The 16015-nt window shown below is 69.1% G+C and carries 13 protein-coding genes; 3 read left to right on the forward strand and 10 right to left on the reverse strand.

What is annotated here, in order from left to right:
- Positions 1 to 15: 15 nt before the first annotated feature.
- The 6 genes from fdhD to apbC all read right to left on the reverse strand — a co-directional run bounded on the left by fdhD (position 16) and on the right by apbC (position 7737).
- On the reverse strand, positions 16 to 912 hold the full coding sequence (gene fdhD, locus AC0IZS_RS02770; protein ID WP_471634244.1) for a formate dehydrogenase accessory sulfurtransferase FdhD: 897 nt from the start codon (positions 910 to 912) through the stop codon (positions 16 to 18).
- Entirely contained in the window at positions 909 to 1208 is a 300-nt protein-coding gene (locus tag AC0IZS_RS02775; protein WP_471634245.1) for a hypothetical protein, read from the reverse strand. Before AC0IZS_RS02775 ends, fdhD begins: the two co-directional genes overlap by 4 nt.
- Entirely contained in the window at positions 1205 to 3541 is a 2337-nt protein-coding gene (locus AC0IZS_RS02780) for an FdhF/YdeP family oxidoreductase (protein ID WP_471634246.1), read from the reverse strand. Before AC0IZS_RS02780 ends, AC0IZS_RS02775 begins: the two co-directional genes overlap by 4 nt.
- A 141-nt stretch (positions 3542 to 3682) precedes the next feature.
- On the reverse strand, positions 3683 to 5359 hold the full coding sequence (locus AC0IZS_RS02785) for an OFA family MFS transporter (RefSeq protein ID WP_471634247.1): 1677 nt from the start codon (positions 5357 to 5359) through the stop codon (positions 3683 to 3685).
- Between the two features lie 277 nt (positions 5360 to 5636).
- Complete coding sequence (locus tag AC0IZS_RS02790) at positions 5637 to 6581, reverse strand: LysR substrate-binding domain-containing protein (RefSeq protein WP_471634248.1); 945 nt, start codon at positions 6579 to 6581, stop codon at positions 5637 to 5639.
- A 64-nt stretch (positions 6582 to 6645) separates the two neighbouring features.
- Positions 6646 to 7737 carry an iron-sulfur cluster carrier protein ApbC gene (gene apbC / locus AC0IZS_RS02795; RefSeq protein ID WP_322596826.1) on the reverse strand — a complete coding sequence of 364 codons (1092 nt, stop codon included), beginning with the start codon at positions 7735 to 7737 and terminating at the stop codon, positions 6646 to 6648.
- A gap of 108 nt (positions 7738 to 7845) precedes the next feature.
- Here apbC and AC0IZS_RS02800 point away from each other — a divergent pair, with 108 nt between their 5' ends.
- The gene (locus AC0IZS_RS02800; RefSeq protein ID WP_471634249.1) at positions 7846 to 8421 is read left to right on the forward strand and encodes a restriction endonuclease; all 576 of its coding nucleotides are present in this window, start codon (positions 7846 to 7848) and stop codon (positions 8419 to 8421) included.
- A 94-nt stretch (positions 8422 to 8515) separates the two neighbouring features.
- Entirely contained in the window at positions 8516 to 9766 is a 1251-nt protein-coding gene (locus AC0IZS_RS02805) for a patatin-like phospholipase family protein (protein WP_471634250.1), read from the forward strand.
- A gap of 12 nt (positions 9767 to 9778) precedes the next feature.
- Here the strand turns inward: AC0IZS_RS02805 and AC0IZS_RS02810 are convergent, their stop codons facing one another.
- Complete coding sequence (locus AC0IZS_RS02810) at positions 9779 to 10924, reverse strand: SMP-30/gluconolactonase/LRE family protein (RefSeq protein ID WP_471634251.1); 1146 nt, start codon at positions 10922 to 10924, stop codon at positions 9779 to 9781.
- Positions 10925 to 11033: 109 nt separating this feature from the next.
- On the opposite strand from AC0IZS_RS02810, the gene metG reads away from it, so the two are divergent.
- Complete coding sequence (gene metG / locus AC0IZS_RS02815) at positions 11034 to 13115, forward strand: methionine--tRNA ligase (protein ID WP_471634252.1); 2082 nt, start codon at positions 11034 to 11036, stop codon at positions 13113 to 13115.
- Positions 13116 to 13118: 3 nt separating this feature from the next.
- Here metG and AC0IZS_RS02820 read toward each other — a convergent pair whose 3' ends face one another.
- Genes AC0IZS_RS02820 through AC0IZS_RS02830 form a run of 3 tightly spaced genes read right to left on the reverse strand, consistent with a single transcriptional unit; the run spans position 13119 to position 15901 of the window.
- Positions 13119 to 13763, reverse strand: a complete 645-nt coding sequence (locus AC0IZS_RS02820; protein ID WP_471634253.1) for a DUF2306 domain-containing protein — start codon at positions 13761 to 13763, stop codon at positions 13119 to 13121.
- 60 nt (positions 13764 to 13823) lie between these two features.
- Positions 13824 to 15245: a sensor histidine kinase gene (locus AC0IZS_RS02825; protein ID WP_471634254.1), complete on the reverse strand. Its 1422-nt coding sequence runs from the start codon at positions 15243 to 15245 to the stop codon at positions 13824 to 13826.
- Positions 15242 to 15901, reverse strand: a complete 660-nt coding sequence (locus AC0IZS_RS02830) for a response regulator (protein WP_471634255.1) — start codon at positions 15899 to 15901, stop codon at positions 15242 to 15244. The genes AC0IZS_RS02825 and AC0IZS_RS02830 overlap by 4 nt, the downstream gene beginning before the upstream one ends.
- Between the last annotated feature and the right edge of the window lie 114 nt (positions 15902 to 16015).

Raw genomic sequence — 16015 nt, forward strand, 5'->3', positions numbered from 1 at the left:
CAAGGGTCAGGGTTTTTACCCCGCTTGCGCCCCCGGCGCATACAGCACCGCACGCGGCGCGCGGCACAGGCCCCACAGCCGCAGCCCGGCCAGTTCGGCCACCTGCACGCCGGTGGCGGTAGGGGCCGAGATGGTGGCCAGCGCCGAGATGCCTACGCGGGCGCACTTGCGCACCAGTTCGTGGCTGCCCCGGCTGCTGAGCACGACAAAGCCGGGCTCGGCCAGGCGCGCGCTGCGCGACAGCCAGCCGATGAGCTTGTCCAGCGCGTTGTGCCGGCCCACGTCTTCGCACACCTGGGCCAGGCGCCCGTCCAGCGTGGCCCAGCCGGCGGCATGCAGCGAGCCTGACTGCGCGTTGTGCGGCTGCAGTGCCTTGAGGTCGGCAAAGGCGCGCAGCACGGTGGGCAGGTCCACACGCTCCATCCAGTCACGCGCCGGCAGGCGCTCGGGGGCCAGGTCGAGCGCGGCAAAGCTCTCCACCCCGCAGACGCCGCAGCCCGTGCGGCCGGCCATGCTGCGGCGCCGGTCCTTGAGGCGCTCGAAGCTGCGCGCCGAAATCTCCAGGTGCACCTCGATGCCCGGCACGCCGGGCGGCAAGTGCGCCGCGCTGGCGTCGGCCAGGTGCAGAGTGCTGCCCCGGCAGTCCTGCGCCTGGTCGAGGATGCCTTCGCTCAGCGCAAAGCCGAGCGCAAAATCACCGAGGTGCTCGGGCGTGGCCATCATCACCGCATGCGAGACCCCGTTGAACACCAGTGCCACGGGGATCTCCGCGGCCAGGGTGTCCAGGCGCAGGGCCCCGTCCTGCGGCACGCCCGCCTCGCCAAACACCCGCACGGGCCGCTGGGCCAGCGCCGGCAGGTCCAGCGCTGCATCGGGCTCATCGTCGGGCAGCGAGAACGGCTGCGCGCTCATGGGGTCTCTCCCGCCGCCGGCAGGTGCCGCGCCACGGCGCGGCCGGCATCGGTCAGGTGGGCCACCCAGCGCTCGCCCACCTGGTCCACGCGCACCCAGCCGGGGCCGCGCTGGCCGCCCACGGCGGCATCGCTCATCAGCGTGAGTTCGCGCAGGAGCACGCTCACGCCCTGGCCCAGGTGCTTGCCCAGGCGCGGCAGCGACACGCCGGGCGCAGCCGCCCCGTCCAGGCCGCGGGACTCTTCGGCCAGCACACGCAGGATGGCGCAGGCCAGGGTTTCCTGCACAGCGGTCATGGCGCCTCGGCCTGTGCCGGCACGGCAGCGCCCGCCAGGGCCGCACCGCCCGTCACATGCGGCAGCAGCAGCACGGGGATGGACTTGGAGGTGGGCGTGCCCGCCGTGTCGGCCACGGCCGACAGGGGCACCAGGGGGTTTGTCTCCGGGTAGTAGGCCGCGAGGTTGCCGCGCGGGATGTCGTAGGCCACCAGCTTGAAGCGGTCGGCCCGGCGCTCCTGGCCGTCGCTCCAGACGGTCTGGATGTCGACCCAGTCGCCGTCCTGCATGCCCAGGGCGCGGATGTCCTGCTCGTTGATGAACACCACGCGGCGCTGGCCGTAGACGCCGCGGTAGCGGTCGTCCATGCCGTAGATGGTGGTGTTGTACTGGTCGTGCGAGCGCGTGGTCAGCAGCGTGAAGACCACCGCATCCTTGTAGCGTTCGCGCGCGATGTGCGTGGGCGTGTCGCGCGGCACGGCGTGGGCGTGGAAGCTGGCCTTGCCCGAGGCCGTAGCCCACACGCGCTCGCTGGCCGTGTTGCGCAACCGGAACCCGCCGGGCACCGCCACGCGCTGGTTGAAGTCCTTGAAGTCGGGGAACACCTTCTCGATCTGGTCGCGGATGCGCGCATAGTCCTCGACCAGCCACATCCACGGCACATTGCTGCGCCCGGCCAGCGTGGCGGCAGCGAGCCGCGCCACGATGGCCGGCTCGGACAGCAGGTGCTCGGAGGCCGGCGGGTTGATACCCACCGAGATGTGCACCATGCTCATCGAGTCCTCCACCGTCACGCCCTGCGGGCCGCCGGCCTGCACGTCGATCTCCGTGCGGCCCAGGCAGGGCAGGATCAGCGCCTCCTTGCCATGCACGATGTGGCTGCGGTTGAGCTTGGTGGTCACATGCACCGTGAGGTCGCAGCGCTGCAGCGCCTTCCAGGTCTCGTAGGTGTCGGGGGTGGCTGCGGCGAAGTTGCCGCCCAGGGCGAAGAACACCTTGCCCTTGCCGTCCAGCATGTGGCGGATGGCCTCCACCGTGTCCACGCCGTTCTCGCGCGGCGGCTCAAAGCCGAACACGTCGCGCAGCCTGTCCAGCAGCGCCGCCGGGGGCTTTTCCCAGATGCCCATGGTGCGGTCGCCCTGCACGTTGCTGTGGCCGCGCACCGGGCAGGGGCCCGCGCCCTCGCGGCCGATGTTGCCGCGCATCATGAGCAGGCTGACGATGCCCTGGATGGTGGCCACCGCATACTTGTGCTGGGTGATGCCCATGCCCCAGCAGGCGATCACGCTCTTGGCGCCGATGTAGATGTCGGCCGCGGAGCGCATCTGCGCCTCGGTCAGGCCCGACTCCTGCTCCAGCAGCTCCCAGGATTCCGCGCGCAGGTCCGCCGCCAGGGCGTCGAAGCCCGTGGTGTGCTCGGCGATGAAGGCATGGTCGAGCACGCCGCCATGCGCGTCCTCCTGCTCCAGCACATGCTTCATCATGCCCTTGACGGCCGGCAGGTCGCCGCCCACGCGCAACTGGAAGTAGTGCGTGCTGATGGGCGTGGAGCCGAAGGTGGCCATCTCCAGCTTGTCCTGTGGGTCGGCAAAGCGCTCCAGCCCGCGCTCGCGCAGGGGGTTGAAGCTCACGATGCGCGCGCCGCGCTTGTGCGCCTCGCGCAGCTCGCCGAGCATGCGCGGGTGGTTGGTGCCCGGGTTCTGGCCGAAGATGAAGATCGCGTCGGCGCACTCGAAGTCGTGCAGGGTCACCGTGCCCTTGCCCACGCCGATCTGCGGCCGCATGCCGCTGCCGCTGGGCTCGTGGCACATGTTCGAGCAGTCGGGGAAGTTGTTCGTGCCGTACTGGCGCACGAACAGCTGGTACAGGAAGGCGGCCTCGTTGCTGGCCCGGCCCGAGGTGTAGAAGATCGCCTGGTTCGGATCGGGCAGTGCGTTCAGGTGGCGCGCGATCAGCGCAAAGGCATCGTCCCACGAGATCGGGCGGTACTGGTCGCTGGGCGCGTGGTAGGCCATGGGCTGGGTGAGCCGGCCCTGATCCTCGAGCCAGAAATCGCTCTGCCCGGCCAGTTCGGCCACGGTGTACTGGGCAAACAGGCTGGGCCCTGCGCGCCGCGCGGTGGCCTCAGCGGCCACGGCCTTGACACCGTTTTCGCAGAATTCGAAGGTGGAGGTGTGGTTGCGATCCGGCCAGGCGCAGCCCGGGCAGTCGAAGCCGTCGGGCTGGTTGGCCGAGAGCAGTGTCCTGGCGCCCTTGATCGGGATGTCCTGGCGCAGCAGCGCATTCTTGACGCTGTTGAGCGCGCCCCAGCCGCCGGCCGGGCCTTTGTAGAACTCGATTTTTTCTTGCTTCATCATGGTCTCCTGGACGGGGCCGCCGCCGGTTGGACTGTGCCACGCCCTGGGCGTTCCCGTCCCCCCTGCCCTGCAGGGGGCATGGACATGGCGGCCGGGGCGTTTTTGATCGCCTCCAGCCCCATGCCATCTGCTTGTTTGCTACTGGAAGAACTTGGCGGCGCTCACCAGGGTCTTGTAGATGCCCCAGATGAGTGGCAGGCCCACTGCAAGCCAGGCGAAGGCCACCACCGCCGGGCTGGTCGTGCCGCCGCTGCCGGGGCCGCCGCCGACTTCGGCCGCCACGCTCTTTTCGTGGGCCAGCTTCTTCTCGTGGGCCAGTTCCGCGTCGCTCATGAACCATTTGTCGGCCAGCGGGCGCACCATGAGGTTGGCAATGAGGCCAATGACCAGCATGCCCACCAGGATGTACATGGTCTGGTTGTACACCTGTTCGCGCGGCAGGCCCAGCCCCAGTTGGTACTCGCGCATGTAGTTCACCACCACCGGGCCCAGGATGCCGGCCGTGGCCCAGGCGGTGAGCAGGCGGCCATGGATGGCGCCCACGAACTGCGTGCCGAACAGGTCGGCCAGGTAGGCCGGCACCGTGGCGAAGCCGCCACCGTACATCGACAGGATCACGCAGAACGCGCCCACGAACAGCAGCTTGCTGCCCGCGCCGGCCGAGCTCGGGATGCTGGCGTACATCAGGGCGCCGAGCACGAAGAAGATCACGTAGGTCATCTTGCGGCCGAACTTGTCGGACAGGCTGGCCCAGAAGAAGCGGCCGCCGATGTTGAACAGCGACAGCAAGGCGGTGAAGCCCCCGGCCACGGCCGCGATGGCGGCCAACTGCGTCTTGTCGAGCTCGCCGAACTTCTGCGACACGCCGATCAGCCCGCCGCCGAACACCTCCTGCAGCATGGGCGAGGCCATGCCGATCACGCCGATGCCGGCGCTCACGTTCATGCACAGCACCACCCAGATCAGCCAGAACTGGGGGATGCCCCAGACGCGCTTCACGTGGACATGGCGCTGGGTGATCATGGCGTTGGCCGAGGGGGGTGGCGGCGTCCAGCCGGCGGGCTTCCAGCCCGTGGGCGGCACGCGGTAGCCCAGGGCACCGGCCATCATGAACACGAAGTACACCAGCGCCATGACCACGAAGGTCTGCATCACGCCCACGTCGGTAGGGCTGGAGAAGTTCTTCATCAGGTCCACGGCCAAGGGCGAGCCGATCATCGCGCCGCCGCCAAAGCCCATGATAGCCATGCCGGTGGCCATGCCGCGCCGGTCAGGGAACCACTTGATCAGCGTGGACACGGGGGAGATGTAGCCGAGCCCGAGCCCGATGCCCCCGATGACGCCCGAGCCCAGGATCATGAGCCAGAACTGGTGCAAGTGGATGCCCAGCGCCGACAGCAGCATGCCGCCGCACCAGCACACGGCTGAAACCACGCCGGCCTTGCGCGGGCCGGAACGCTCCAGCCAGCCGCCCCAGATGGCGGCCGAGCAGCCCAGGAAGACGAAGAACAGGGTGTACATCCAGCCCAGCGTGGCCACGCGCCAGTCGCAGCCGCTGGCGAACAGCTCGGCGAAGAAGCTCATGTCCTTGGGGCAGGCCGCGCCCGCGCCCGCCGTGCTCAGTGCCTTGGACAGGGGCAGCCAGAAGACCGAGAAGCCATAGGCCATGCCGATACACAGGTGGATCGCCAGGGCAGCCGGCGGCACCAGCCACCGATTGAAGCCAGGCCCCGCAATGATGCGCTCCTTGTCCAGAAAACCAGGAGCCGCGAAGGACTCAGGCATGGTCGCGGTGCCTGCCGATGATGCATTCATATGTTCTCTCTCCTGTGATGTTGCGCAAGCGCTTTTCTTTTTGACGCAGGTCAATGCGCCGAGCGGAGTGTCTGAACAGGATCCCTGGTGCGTCAAATTGAATCGGCACATGGTGCGATTCAGCAGTTGAATGAACGCGAATGGAAATCGATCGCATATGCAGCGCATTGCATATGTCGCGCAATCAGCCCGCACTGCCCAACCCACAGCCCCGCGCAAGGATTGCCTCGCCGGGCTGGGCCGTCCGTCTTGGGGGATGCGCCCCCGGGGGATTTGGCTAAGACTTCAACTCGCCGCAGTGCTCTGCCACGTGCTCGCGCCAGGCGGGCAGGTCCAGCAGTTCGAGCGCGGCTTCGAGCGCCCGGGACACGCGCGGGCCGCGCTGGGTCATGAAGCCGATCGGGGTGCGCACGTCGGGATCGACCAGGGGCAGGGCCTCCAGGCCGCGCTCGCTGCGCGCGGCGGCCACCATGGCGCCCGGCAGCACGCTGCAGACTTCACCCGAGAGCACGGACAGCACCAGGGTCAGCACCGAATTGGTTTCGATGGCCGGCGGCACTGGCGCGCCCGCTGCGCGCAGCGCCTCGTCGATGATGAAGCGGTTGTGCATGTCGGGGGTGAGCAGGCATAGCGGCAACTGGCCGGCCTCCTCCCAGCGCACGGGGGCGCCGATGCGCAGGCGGTCCGGGTCGGGCCTCTGCGCGCGGCGCAGCAGGTAGTAGTGCTCGTTGCACTGCGGCCAGGAGCGCAGGTTCACGCGCTTGGCCTGCATGCGCTCGCTGTAGCCCACCGCCAGGTCCAGCGACAGGTCTTCGAGCCGCTGCTCGAGCTCCTGCGAGCTCATGGACAGCACGACCGGCAGGATGCCCGGGTGCCGCGCCTGCAGCAGGGCCGCAAAGCGCGAGAGGATGGGCACCGCCGTGGGCGTGGACGCCATGCGCAGGCGGCCCTGCGGCGCGATCTCGGTGCTGCGCAGCTCCTGGCGCAGCACCTCGTTGTCGCGCAGCATGCGCTGCGCCGTGGCCAGCACGGCCTCACCCTCGTGGGTCAGGCCCACGTAGCTGCGCGCCCGCTGCACGATGACGACGCCGAATTCCTCCTCCAGGGCCCTGAGCGCATTCGACAGGGCTGGCTGCGTGATGTGGCAGGCCTGGGCTGCGCGTCCGAAATGGCGGTGCTCGTCCAGCGAGACGAGGTAGCGCATGGCGGACAGCAGGTTCATCGGCGCGCAGCCCCTTCACGGCCGGGCGCACGGGCGGCCTGCAGCCACTCCCAGCGAAGGCGGTTCATGTGTCCTTGCTGACCGCGATGGTCGGGAACTTGGACGAGAAGTCCTTGGACTGCTGGGCGATCTTCACAGCCACGGTGCGCGCCACCTTCTTGTAGATCTGCGCCACGTCGCCATCGGGGTCGGCCACCACGGTGGGCTTGCCGCTGTCGGCCTGCAGGCGGATCTGCATGTCCAGCGGCAGCGCGCCCAGGTAGTCCATGCCGTAGTCGGCCGCCATCTTCTTGCCGCCGTCGGCGCCGAAGATGTGCTCCACGTGGCCACAGTTGCTGCACACGTGCACGGCCATGTTCTCGACGATGCCCAGGATGGGCACGCCCACCTTCTCGAACATCTTGATGCCCTTCTTGGCGTCGAGCAGGGCGATATCCTGCGGCGTGGTGACGATCACCGCGCCCGTCATGGGCACGCGCTGCGACAGCGTGAGCTGGATGTCGCCGGTGCCGGGCGGCATGTCGATGATGAGGTAGTCGAGGTCCTTCCAGTTGGTCTGGCGCAGCAGCTGCTCCAGCGCCTGGGTGGCCATGGGGCCGCGCCAGATCATGGCCTCATCCTGGTCGATCAGGAAGCCGATGGACATGACCTGCACGCCGTAGTTCTCCAGCGGCTCCATGGTCTTGCCGTCGTCGCTCTCGGGGCGGCGGCTGATGCCCAGCATCATCGGCTGGCTCGGGCCGTAGATGTCGGCGTCGAGCACGCCGACGCTGGCACCCTCGGCCGCCAGCGCCAGGGCCAGGTTGGCGGCGGTGGTGCTCTTGCCCACGCCGCCCTTGCCCGATGCCACGGCGATGATGTTCTTCACCTGGGGCAGCAGTTGCACGCCGCGCTGCACGGCGTGGGCCACCACCTTGGAGGTGATGTTGACAGAGACGTTGTCCACCCCGGCCACGCCCTTGGCTGCGGCCACCAGGCTGCGGCGCAGCTCGGGCACCAGGCTCTTGGCCGGGTAGCCCAGCTCCACGTCGAAGGCCACGTCGCCGCCGCTGATCTGCACGTTGCGCAACGCCCGCGTGCTGACATAGTCCTTGCCCGTATGCGGGTCTTGTACGCTGGAAAGTGCGGCCAGAAGGCCCTGTTCGGTGACTGCCATGCAATTAACTCCTGTGGGACGGGTAGTCTATCGAAGAGGCCCCGCCCCCGGTAAGTGCAGGACAATGCACGTCTTCCCCCTTCTGTCACCGATTCCAGAAAGCCCCCCGTGAAATTCAAGATGGCCGAGAAATCCCTGTTTGCCGTGCTGCTGCGCTCGCCCTGGTGGGTCAGCTTCCTGGTGGTGGGGGTGATCGCCCTGGGCGCTGGCGCACTGCTGCCGCGCGAGTACGCCTATGTCGGCGCCGTGGGCACGCTGCCCATCTTCGTGGTGGGCTGCATTGCGGCCTGGCGCCAGCTCCGGGCGCCGAGCCCGGCCAAGGTCGAGGAAATGCTGGACGCCGTGAACAGCATGCCCTGGCGCCAGTTTTCCGACGCGCTGGAATCCGCCTGGGTGCGCGATGGCTGCACGGTGGAAAAGCCCCGGTCCGGCCCCGTGGACCTGCGCGTGGCCAAGGGCGGCCAGGCCACCCTGGTCAGCGCCAAACGCTGGAAGGCCGCCACCCATGGCGTCGAGCCGATGCGCGAACTGCAGGCCGCCATGCAGGCGCAGGGGGCTTCGGCAGGGATCTATGTGATGACCCAGGGGCAGCTCTCCGACAACGCCCGCCTCTTCGCGCGCGACAACGGCATCACCGTGCTGCAGGGCTCGGGCGTCGCCGCCCTGCTGTTGGCAAAGGCCTGACCCGGCCCGCCCGCCATGCGGGTTTCCCCATGTGGCGGGCTGTCGGCAACGCAGCACACTTGGCACTGTCGATACAGCCCCCACGCACGCGCCGATGCACCCACCCGACAGCCCCGCCCCGCCAGCCCCTCCCACCACGGGCCTTCTGCTGACGGGCGGCGGCGCCCGGGCGGCCTACCAGGTGGGGGTGCTCGAAGCCATTGCCGACCTGCGCCTGGCCTGTGGTGCGGGCGACGAACCCAACCCCTTTCCCATCATCACCGGCACCTCGGCCGGGGCCATCAATGCGGCGGCGCTGGCCTGCGGGGCCGACAACTTCGACCGGGCCGTGCGCCGCATCGCGCGCGTCTGGCGCGACTTCCATGCGCAGCAGGTGTACCGGGCCGACTCGCTGAGCGTGCTGCGCAGCGGCGCGCGCTGGCTCTCGCTGCTGTCGCTGGGCTGGGCCCTGGCGCGCTGGCGGCGCATGCGCCCACGCTCGCTGCTGGACAATGCGCCGCTCGAAAAACTGCTGGTCAAGATGGTGCCGCTGGTGCGCCTGCCGCGCCTTTTGAAAAAGGGCCACCTCAAGGCCCTGGCCGTCACGGCGTCGAGCTACAGCTCGGGCGAGCACGTGACCTTCTTCGAGAGCGACGCCCCGCTGCAGCCCTGGGTGCGCTCGCAGCGCAAGGCGGCGCGCGACCGCATCACGCACGAGCACCTGCTGGCCTCGTCGGCGATTCCCTTCGTGTTCCCGGCCAAGGCCATCAGCATCGGGGACCACATGGAGTTCTTTGGCGATGGCTCCATGCGCCAGTCGGCCCCGATCGCGCCGGCCATCCACCTGGGGGCCGAGCGCATCCTGGTGGTCGGCGCCGGCCGCATGCACGAACCCAAGGGCGATGCCTCGGCCAACCCCACGCCGACCTACCCCTCGCTGGCGCAGATCGCCGGGCATGCGCTGTCCAATATCTTCCTCGACGCACTGTCGGTCGACGTGGAGCGCGTGCAGCGCGTGAACCAGACGCTCTCGCTGATCCCGCCCGAAGTGCGCGCCAAGAGCGCGCTGCGCCCCATCGAGCTCTTGGTGATCGCCCCCTCGCAGCGGCTGGACGCCGTGGCCGCGCGCCACGTGGGCAACCTGCCCACGCCCGTGCGCGCCATGCTCGGCGCCCTGGGCGTCACCTCCAACATGGCCGACGTGCGCGGCGCGGCCCTGGCCAGCTACCTGCTGTTCGAGTCGGGCTACACGCGCGAGCTCATGGCCCTGGGCCGCGAGGACACGCTGGCCATGCGCGCCGAGGTGTGCAAGTTCTTCGGCTGGACGGACACTGGTGCCGAGGTGCAAACGCTCATGCACAGCTGAGGATGCGGCCGGCTACGGCGCCTTGAGAATGTCCTTGGGCAGCCAGCCCAGGCCGTGCGCGTGCAGGCTCTGCACATACAGCCGGTCTGCGGTCTCGGTGATGGCCGTGGTTTCGGGATAGGCGCCCGCCGGATCCTGCAGATCGGCCACGACCTTGCCGTCGTCCGTGAACGCGATCACATGGCCGTAGGGTTTCGGAATCGGCCACAACGCGCGCGGCAGGCGCAGCGTGAGGCGGCGCAGCCAGGGCTTGCCGGCCATGTTGTCGATGGCGGCGCCGCGCGGCTTGGCAAAGCCCAGCCAGATCCGGCCGTCCTGCCCGCGCATCAGGTTGTCGGGGTAGCCGGGCAGGTTGTCCAGCAACACCCGGGCCTGCGCCTGCGCACCCGCCGGGAGCTGGCCGATGTCCAGGTCGTTCGCGTCCACGGCGATCTTCCACACCCGGTACTTGCCGGTCTCGTTGACGAACAGGCTCTTCTCGTCCTGGCTCAGCGCCACGCCGTTGGCAAAGCTGATGCCCCGCGCCACCACCCGCGTGGCGCGCGTGGCAGGGTCGTATTCGAGCACGCGGCCGGTGCTGGCCTGCTCCAGGATGTCGAGCACGCTGGCCTCGAAGGTGCCGCCCCAGTCCCTGGGCGCAAAGCGGGTGGAGGCGTCGCTCAGGTACATCTTGCCGCTTTGGGCCACCACCACGCCATCGGCGTAGCGGATGGGGTCGCCCGGGGCCACCTGGTCGGTGAGCAGGCGGATCGTGCCGTCGGGGGCGATGGACAGCAGGCCCTTGACCGCATCGGCCGCGACCAGGTTGCCTGCGGCGTCGAAATCGAAGCCCAGCACGCGCCCGCCGGTGTTGGCGAACACCTGCTGGTCCGACCCATCCGGGTTCATGCGCAAAATATTGCCGCTGAGCACCGTGGTGTAGAGCTTGCCGTCCTTGCCCAGCGCGATGTGCTCGGGGCCGACCTCGCCTTTCAGGTCAATCATCCGCAGCCCGGCCAGGCGCTGGTTGGGCGCATGCACGCCCTGGTAGCCGGGCGCGGCCGGCGCGCTCCAGGCCACGGGTGCTATCGGCACCGGCCACCAGACCAGGTAGGCGGCCCCCGCCAGCACGGCGCCTCCCAGACCCCACCCCAGTCTGCCTGGCCACGTTTTTGCCATGGTGTCCCCCTGTTGTTCTTGAGGCGGGCATTGTGGCATCTGCCCCTGCCGGGCCAACGGGGGTTCCGAGCGCCTAAAATCGCGGGTTCCGCCTGAGAAAGTCCGTCCCATGCCGTCCTCCGCACGCAAACTCTTCGTCACCACCGCCCTGCCCTACGCCAACGGCAATTTCCACATCGGCCACATCATGGAATACATCCAGGCCGACATCTGGGTGCGGTTCCAGCGCATGCAGGGCAACGCGGTCAACTTCGTTGGTGCCGACGACACGCACGGCGCACCCATCATGATCGCGGCCGAGAAGGCCGGCAAGACGCCCCAGCAGTTCGTGGCCGACATCGCCGCCGGTCGCAAGCAGTACCTGGACGGCTTTCACATCAGCTTCGACAACTGGCACAGCACCGACGGCCCGGAAAACCACGAGCTGGCGCGCCAGATCTACCGCGACCTGCGTGACCGTGCCGACGGCTCGCTGATCGAGACCCGCACCATCGAGCAGTTCTTCGACCCCGAGAAGAACATGTTCCTGCCCGACCGCTTCATCAAGGGCGAGTGCCCCAAGTGCCACGCCAAGGACCAGTACGGCGACAACTGCGAGGTCTGCGGCTCGGTCTACGCGCCCACCGACCTGATCAACCCGTTCTCGGCCCTGTCGGGCGTGAAGCCCGAGCTCAAGAGCTCGGAGCACTTCTTCTTCAAGCTCTCGGACCCGCGCTGCGTGGAGTTCCTCGAAAACTGGACCCAGGACGGCAAGCTCCAGCCCGAAGTGGCCAACAAGATCAAGGAGTGGTTCACCGTCCGCACCAACCCGGACGGCACGACCAGCGAAGGCCTGGGCGACTGGGACATCTCGCGCGACGCGCCCTACTTCGGCATCGAGATCCCCGACGCGCCGGGCAAGTACTTCTATGTCTGGCTCGACGCGCCCGTGGGTTACCTGGCCTCGCTCAAGAACCTGCTGGAGAAGCGCGGCGAGAGCTACGACGCCTACATGGCCGACCCGGCCCTGGAGCAGTACCACTTCATCGGCAAGGACATCGTCACCTTCCACACGCTGTTCTGGCCCGCCATGCTGCATTTCAGCGGCCGCAAGACGCCCGACAACGTGTTCGTGCACGGCTTCCTCACCGTCAACAACGGCGAGAAGATGAGCAAGAGCCGCGGCACCGGGCTGGACCCGCTCAAGTACCTGGGCCTGGGCATGAACCCCGAGTGGCTGCGCTACTACCTGGCGGCCAAGCTGTCCAACCGCAACGAAGACATCGACTTCAACGCCGACGACTTCATGGCGCGCGTGAACAGCGACCTGATCGGCAAGTTCGTCAACATCGCCAGCCGTGCAGCGGGTTTTCTGACCAAGCGCTTCGACGGCAAGCTCACCACGCAGTTCAGCGCCGATGGCGCGGCCCTGCTGGCCGAAGTGCGCAGCGCCGGCGACGGCCTGGCGCAGCTGTATGAGGCGCGCGAGTTCGGCAAGGCGACGCGCGAGATCATGCTGCTGGCCGACAAGGTCAACGCCTACGTGGACCAGAACAAGCCCTGGGACCTGGCCAAGGACGCGGCCAACAACGAAGCCCTGCACCAGGTGTGCTCGGTGCTGATCAACACCTTTGCGGTGCTTACACGCTACCTGGCGCCCGTGCTGCCGGGCCTGGCCCGCGCGGTAGAAGGCTTTGTCGGCAGCGACATGCAGCGCTGGGCCGTGGCCGGCGACGTGCAGGCCATCGCTCCCTACCAGCACCTGATGCAGCGCGTGGCGCCCGAGCAGCTCGACGCGCTGTTCGAAGCCCCGGCGCAGCCTGTAGAGGCAGCGCCTGAAGTGACCGCTCCCGGCGGCGAGGAACTGGCGCCGACCATCGGCATCGACGACTTCACCAAGATCGACCTGCGCATCGCGCTGATCGTGAACTGCGAACCCGTCGAAGGCTCGACCAAGCTGCTGCGCCTGACGCTGGACGTGGGCGAGGGCCGCACGCGCAACGTGTTCAGCGGCATCGCCAGCGCCTACCAGCCGGCCGAGCTGATCGGCAAGCACACGGTGATGGTGGCCAACCTGGCACCGCGCAAGATGAAATTCGGCGTGTCCGAGGGCATGGTGCTGGCCGCCAGCCATGGCGACGAGAAGGCCAACCCCGGCATCTACGTGCTCAACCCCTGGCCGGGCGCCACGCCGGGCATGCGCGTGCGCTGATCTTTACTGGAATTGCAGCGCCTGCGGGCGCTGCGCCCCCCCTTTGCGCCGCAGGTACCACTCGGCCGCGAGCGCATTGGGCACCCAGCACAGCCAGGCGATGAAGGGGTAGGACAGCGCTTCGTCGATGTCGGCGGCCATGCTGGCGCCCAGGTAGATGCGCAGCGTGATGGCCGCGGCCGTGAGCGCAAAGCTGCGCAGCATCCAGCGCCGGTGCTCGGCGAAGCGCCGCTGCAGGGCGCGCGCCAGGCCCATGCCGGTCGTCACCACCCACGCCAGGCCCAGCGCGAAGAAGCCGGCGGCGGCCACCGCGCCCGTCATGGCGTTCACGGCCAGCGGCAGCGACGACAGCCAGGCCACGGCAATCGACAGCACATAGGCACGCCCCACCCAGCGGTGCAGGGCTGGAAAGCGCGCGCGCCAGGCCGGCACGAACTGCAGCGGCCCGAGCACCAGCGCCAGCGAGGCGCTGACCGCATGCACGACGAAGGGCCGGGGCGACAGCGCGAGACTGGGCAGGTCCGACGGCAAGGGCATGCCGGGCAGCGCGTAGCGCAGCGAGACCGCGCCGATGGCCAGCGCCGACAGCGCCAGCAAGCCCCAGGACCAGGCCAGGGCGGGGGAGGAAAAAAAGATGCGTGTTTTCATCGCAGATACCTTGAGAGGATGGGAGTCCATCCACTCTAGAAAGCGCGACTCAGGCGGGTATTAGCCCTGACTTACCGCTGAATGAGCGAGCAGGTGCACTCGCGCCACCAGACCCACCGCACCATCGTCGCGCGCCAGCAGTTCCACCCGCAGCCCCTGGCGCAGCGCTGCGGCCCGGGTGATGGCCAGGCCCAGGCCGCTGCCGTCGGCGGCGGCACCGGGCACCCGAAAGAAGCGGTCGAACACCCGCTCCAGCAGGTCGGGCGCAATGCCAGGGCCGGTGTCGATGATGTCCACCACCGGGCCGCTCACCAGCGGGTGCAGGCGCACCTCGACGCTGCCGCCCTCGGGGGTGTAGCGCAGCGCGTTGTCCAGCAGGTTGTCGAACACGCTGCGCAGGTCGCTGGCCACAGCGTCGACGAGCACGGCACAGGCACCGCTGAAACCCACCTCGATGCGCCGCTGGTCCGCCAGCGGCATGAGCTGGCCCACGCTCTCGCGCAGCAGGGCCGTGATGTCCAGTGGCTGGGCAGCCAGCCCCGTGGACGCCGGTGCCTCCTGGCGCGACAGCCGCAGCAGCTGGCCGATCAAATGCCGGGCCCGGCGCATGCCGGCATCGAGCTGGGCAAACTGCTGCTGCGCCTCGCCCGGGGGCAGCAGCGGCTGCAAGTTCTCCATCTGCAGCGCCATGGCGGCCATGGGGGTGCGCAGCTCATGCGCGGCGTCCTGCACGAAGCGACGCTGGGCGGCAAAGGCCTCGTCCAGGCGCTCCAGCAGAGCATTGAACGAGCCGACCAGCGGCACGATCTCCTCGGGCACGCGGCCCATGGGAATGGCGCCCAGGCTGCGGTCGTTGCGCTGCGCCACCTCGTCGGCCACGGTGCGCAGCGAGCGCGACGCGCGCCCCACCACCCGCCACAGCGTGAACAGCAGCGCGGGCACCAGCAGGGCCAGGGGCACGATGGCGTACAGGGTGCGCACAGCCACCTCTTCCTGCAGGAACTGCTCGCTTTGCAGCACCTGCACGCGGTGCGGGTGCGGCCCGGCCGCGGGTGTGGTGTAAACGCGCCACCCCGGTGCCCAGGCGTCGCTGGTGCGCAAGCGCTGGTGGCCGGGCGCGGCCTGCAGGGGCACGCCGATGTCGGGGCCGGATGTGGCGAGCAGGCGCCCGTCGGCCGACCATACCTGCACGACGAAGGCGCCCCATTCCACGATGTTGGTGCGGCTGAGCAGGGGCAGCGGCTCGACCGCAGCCTCTGCCGGGCCCGCCCGCACCGGCCCGCCGGCCAGATGCGAGCGCGCCAGTATCTCCATCTGGTACTGCATGAAGGTGTGGATGAGCGCGCTGTAGCTGGCCCAGAAAGCCCCGCCCGCCACCACGGCACCCGCCAGGATCCAGGGCGCCAGCCACAGCACGATCTGCCCGCGCAGCGACCGGGGGCGGTACCAGCGCGCGCCCGCCTCGGGCACAGTGCCCGTCATGGCGCCGCCACCCGCCAGCCCAGGCCGCGCACGTTGCGGATGGCATCGGGCCCGAGCTTGCGGCGCATGCCGTGGATCAGCACGTCCACGGCGTTGCTGCTGACCTCCTCGCCCCAGCCGTAGATGCGGTTTTCGAGCTGCTCGCGCGAGAGGATGGCGCCGGGCCGCTCCAGCAGCGCATGCAGCAGCGCGAATTCGCGTGCCGTGAGGGCACCGCGCACGCCGCCCTGCAGCACCTCGCGCGTGGCCAGGTCCAGCTGCACCGCCCCGTTGCCCACCAGGGACTGGGCGGCTCCACTGCGCCGGCGCACCACGGCGCGCATGCGTGCCAGCAACTCGCTCATCTCGAAGGGCTTGAGCAGGTAGTCGTCGGCCCCGGTATCGAGCCCGAGCACGCGGTCCTCGACCCCGTCGCGCGCCGTGAGCACCACCACCGGTGTGAGGTCGCCGCGCACCCGCGCACGGCGCAGCACCTCGGTGCCGTCCAGCCCGGGCAGGCCCAGGTCCAGCAGCACGCAGCTGTAGTCGCCATCGGCCAGGGCGCTGTGGGCCAGCTCGCCATTGCGCACCCAGTCCACCGACCAGCCCGCGCCCTTGAGGGCGTGCGTGAGGCTGCGCCCGATCATGTCGTCGTCTTCCACCAGCAATGCGCGCAACGGGGTCTCCTCGAAAGAACAGGGCTGGCCACAGCGTAGCGCGGGTTTCTTAGCCCGCCATGAGCAGCGCCTGCCCTGACCATCCATGGGGCTAACCGCAGGCTAAGAAAGCCT

This window comes from Acidovorax sp. AC410 (genome assembly GCF_979253235.1).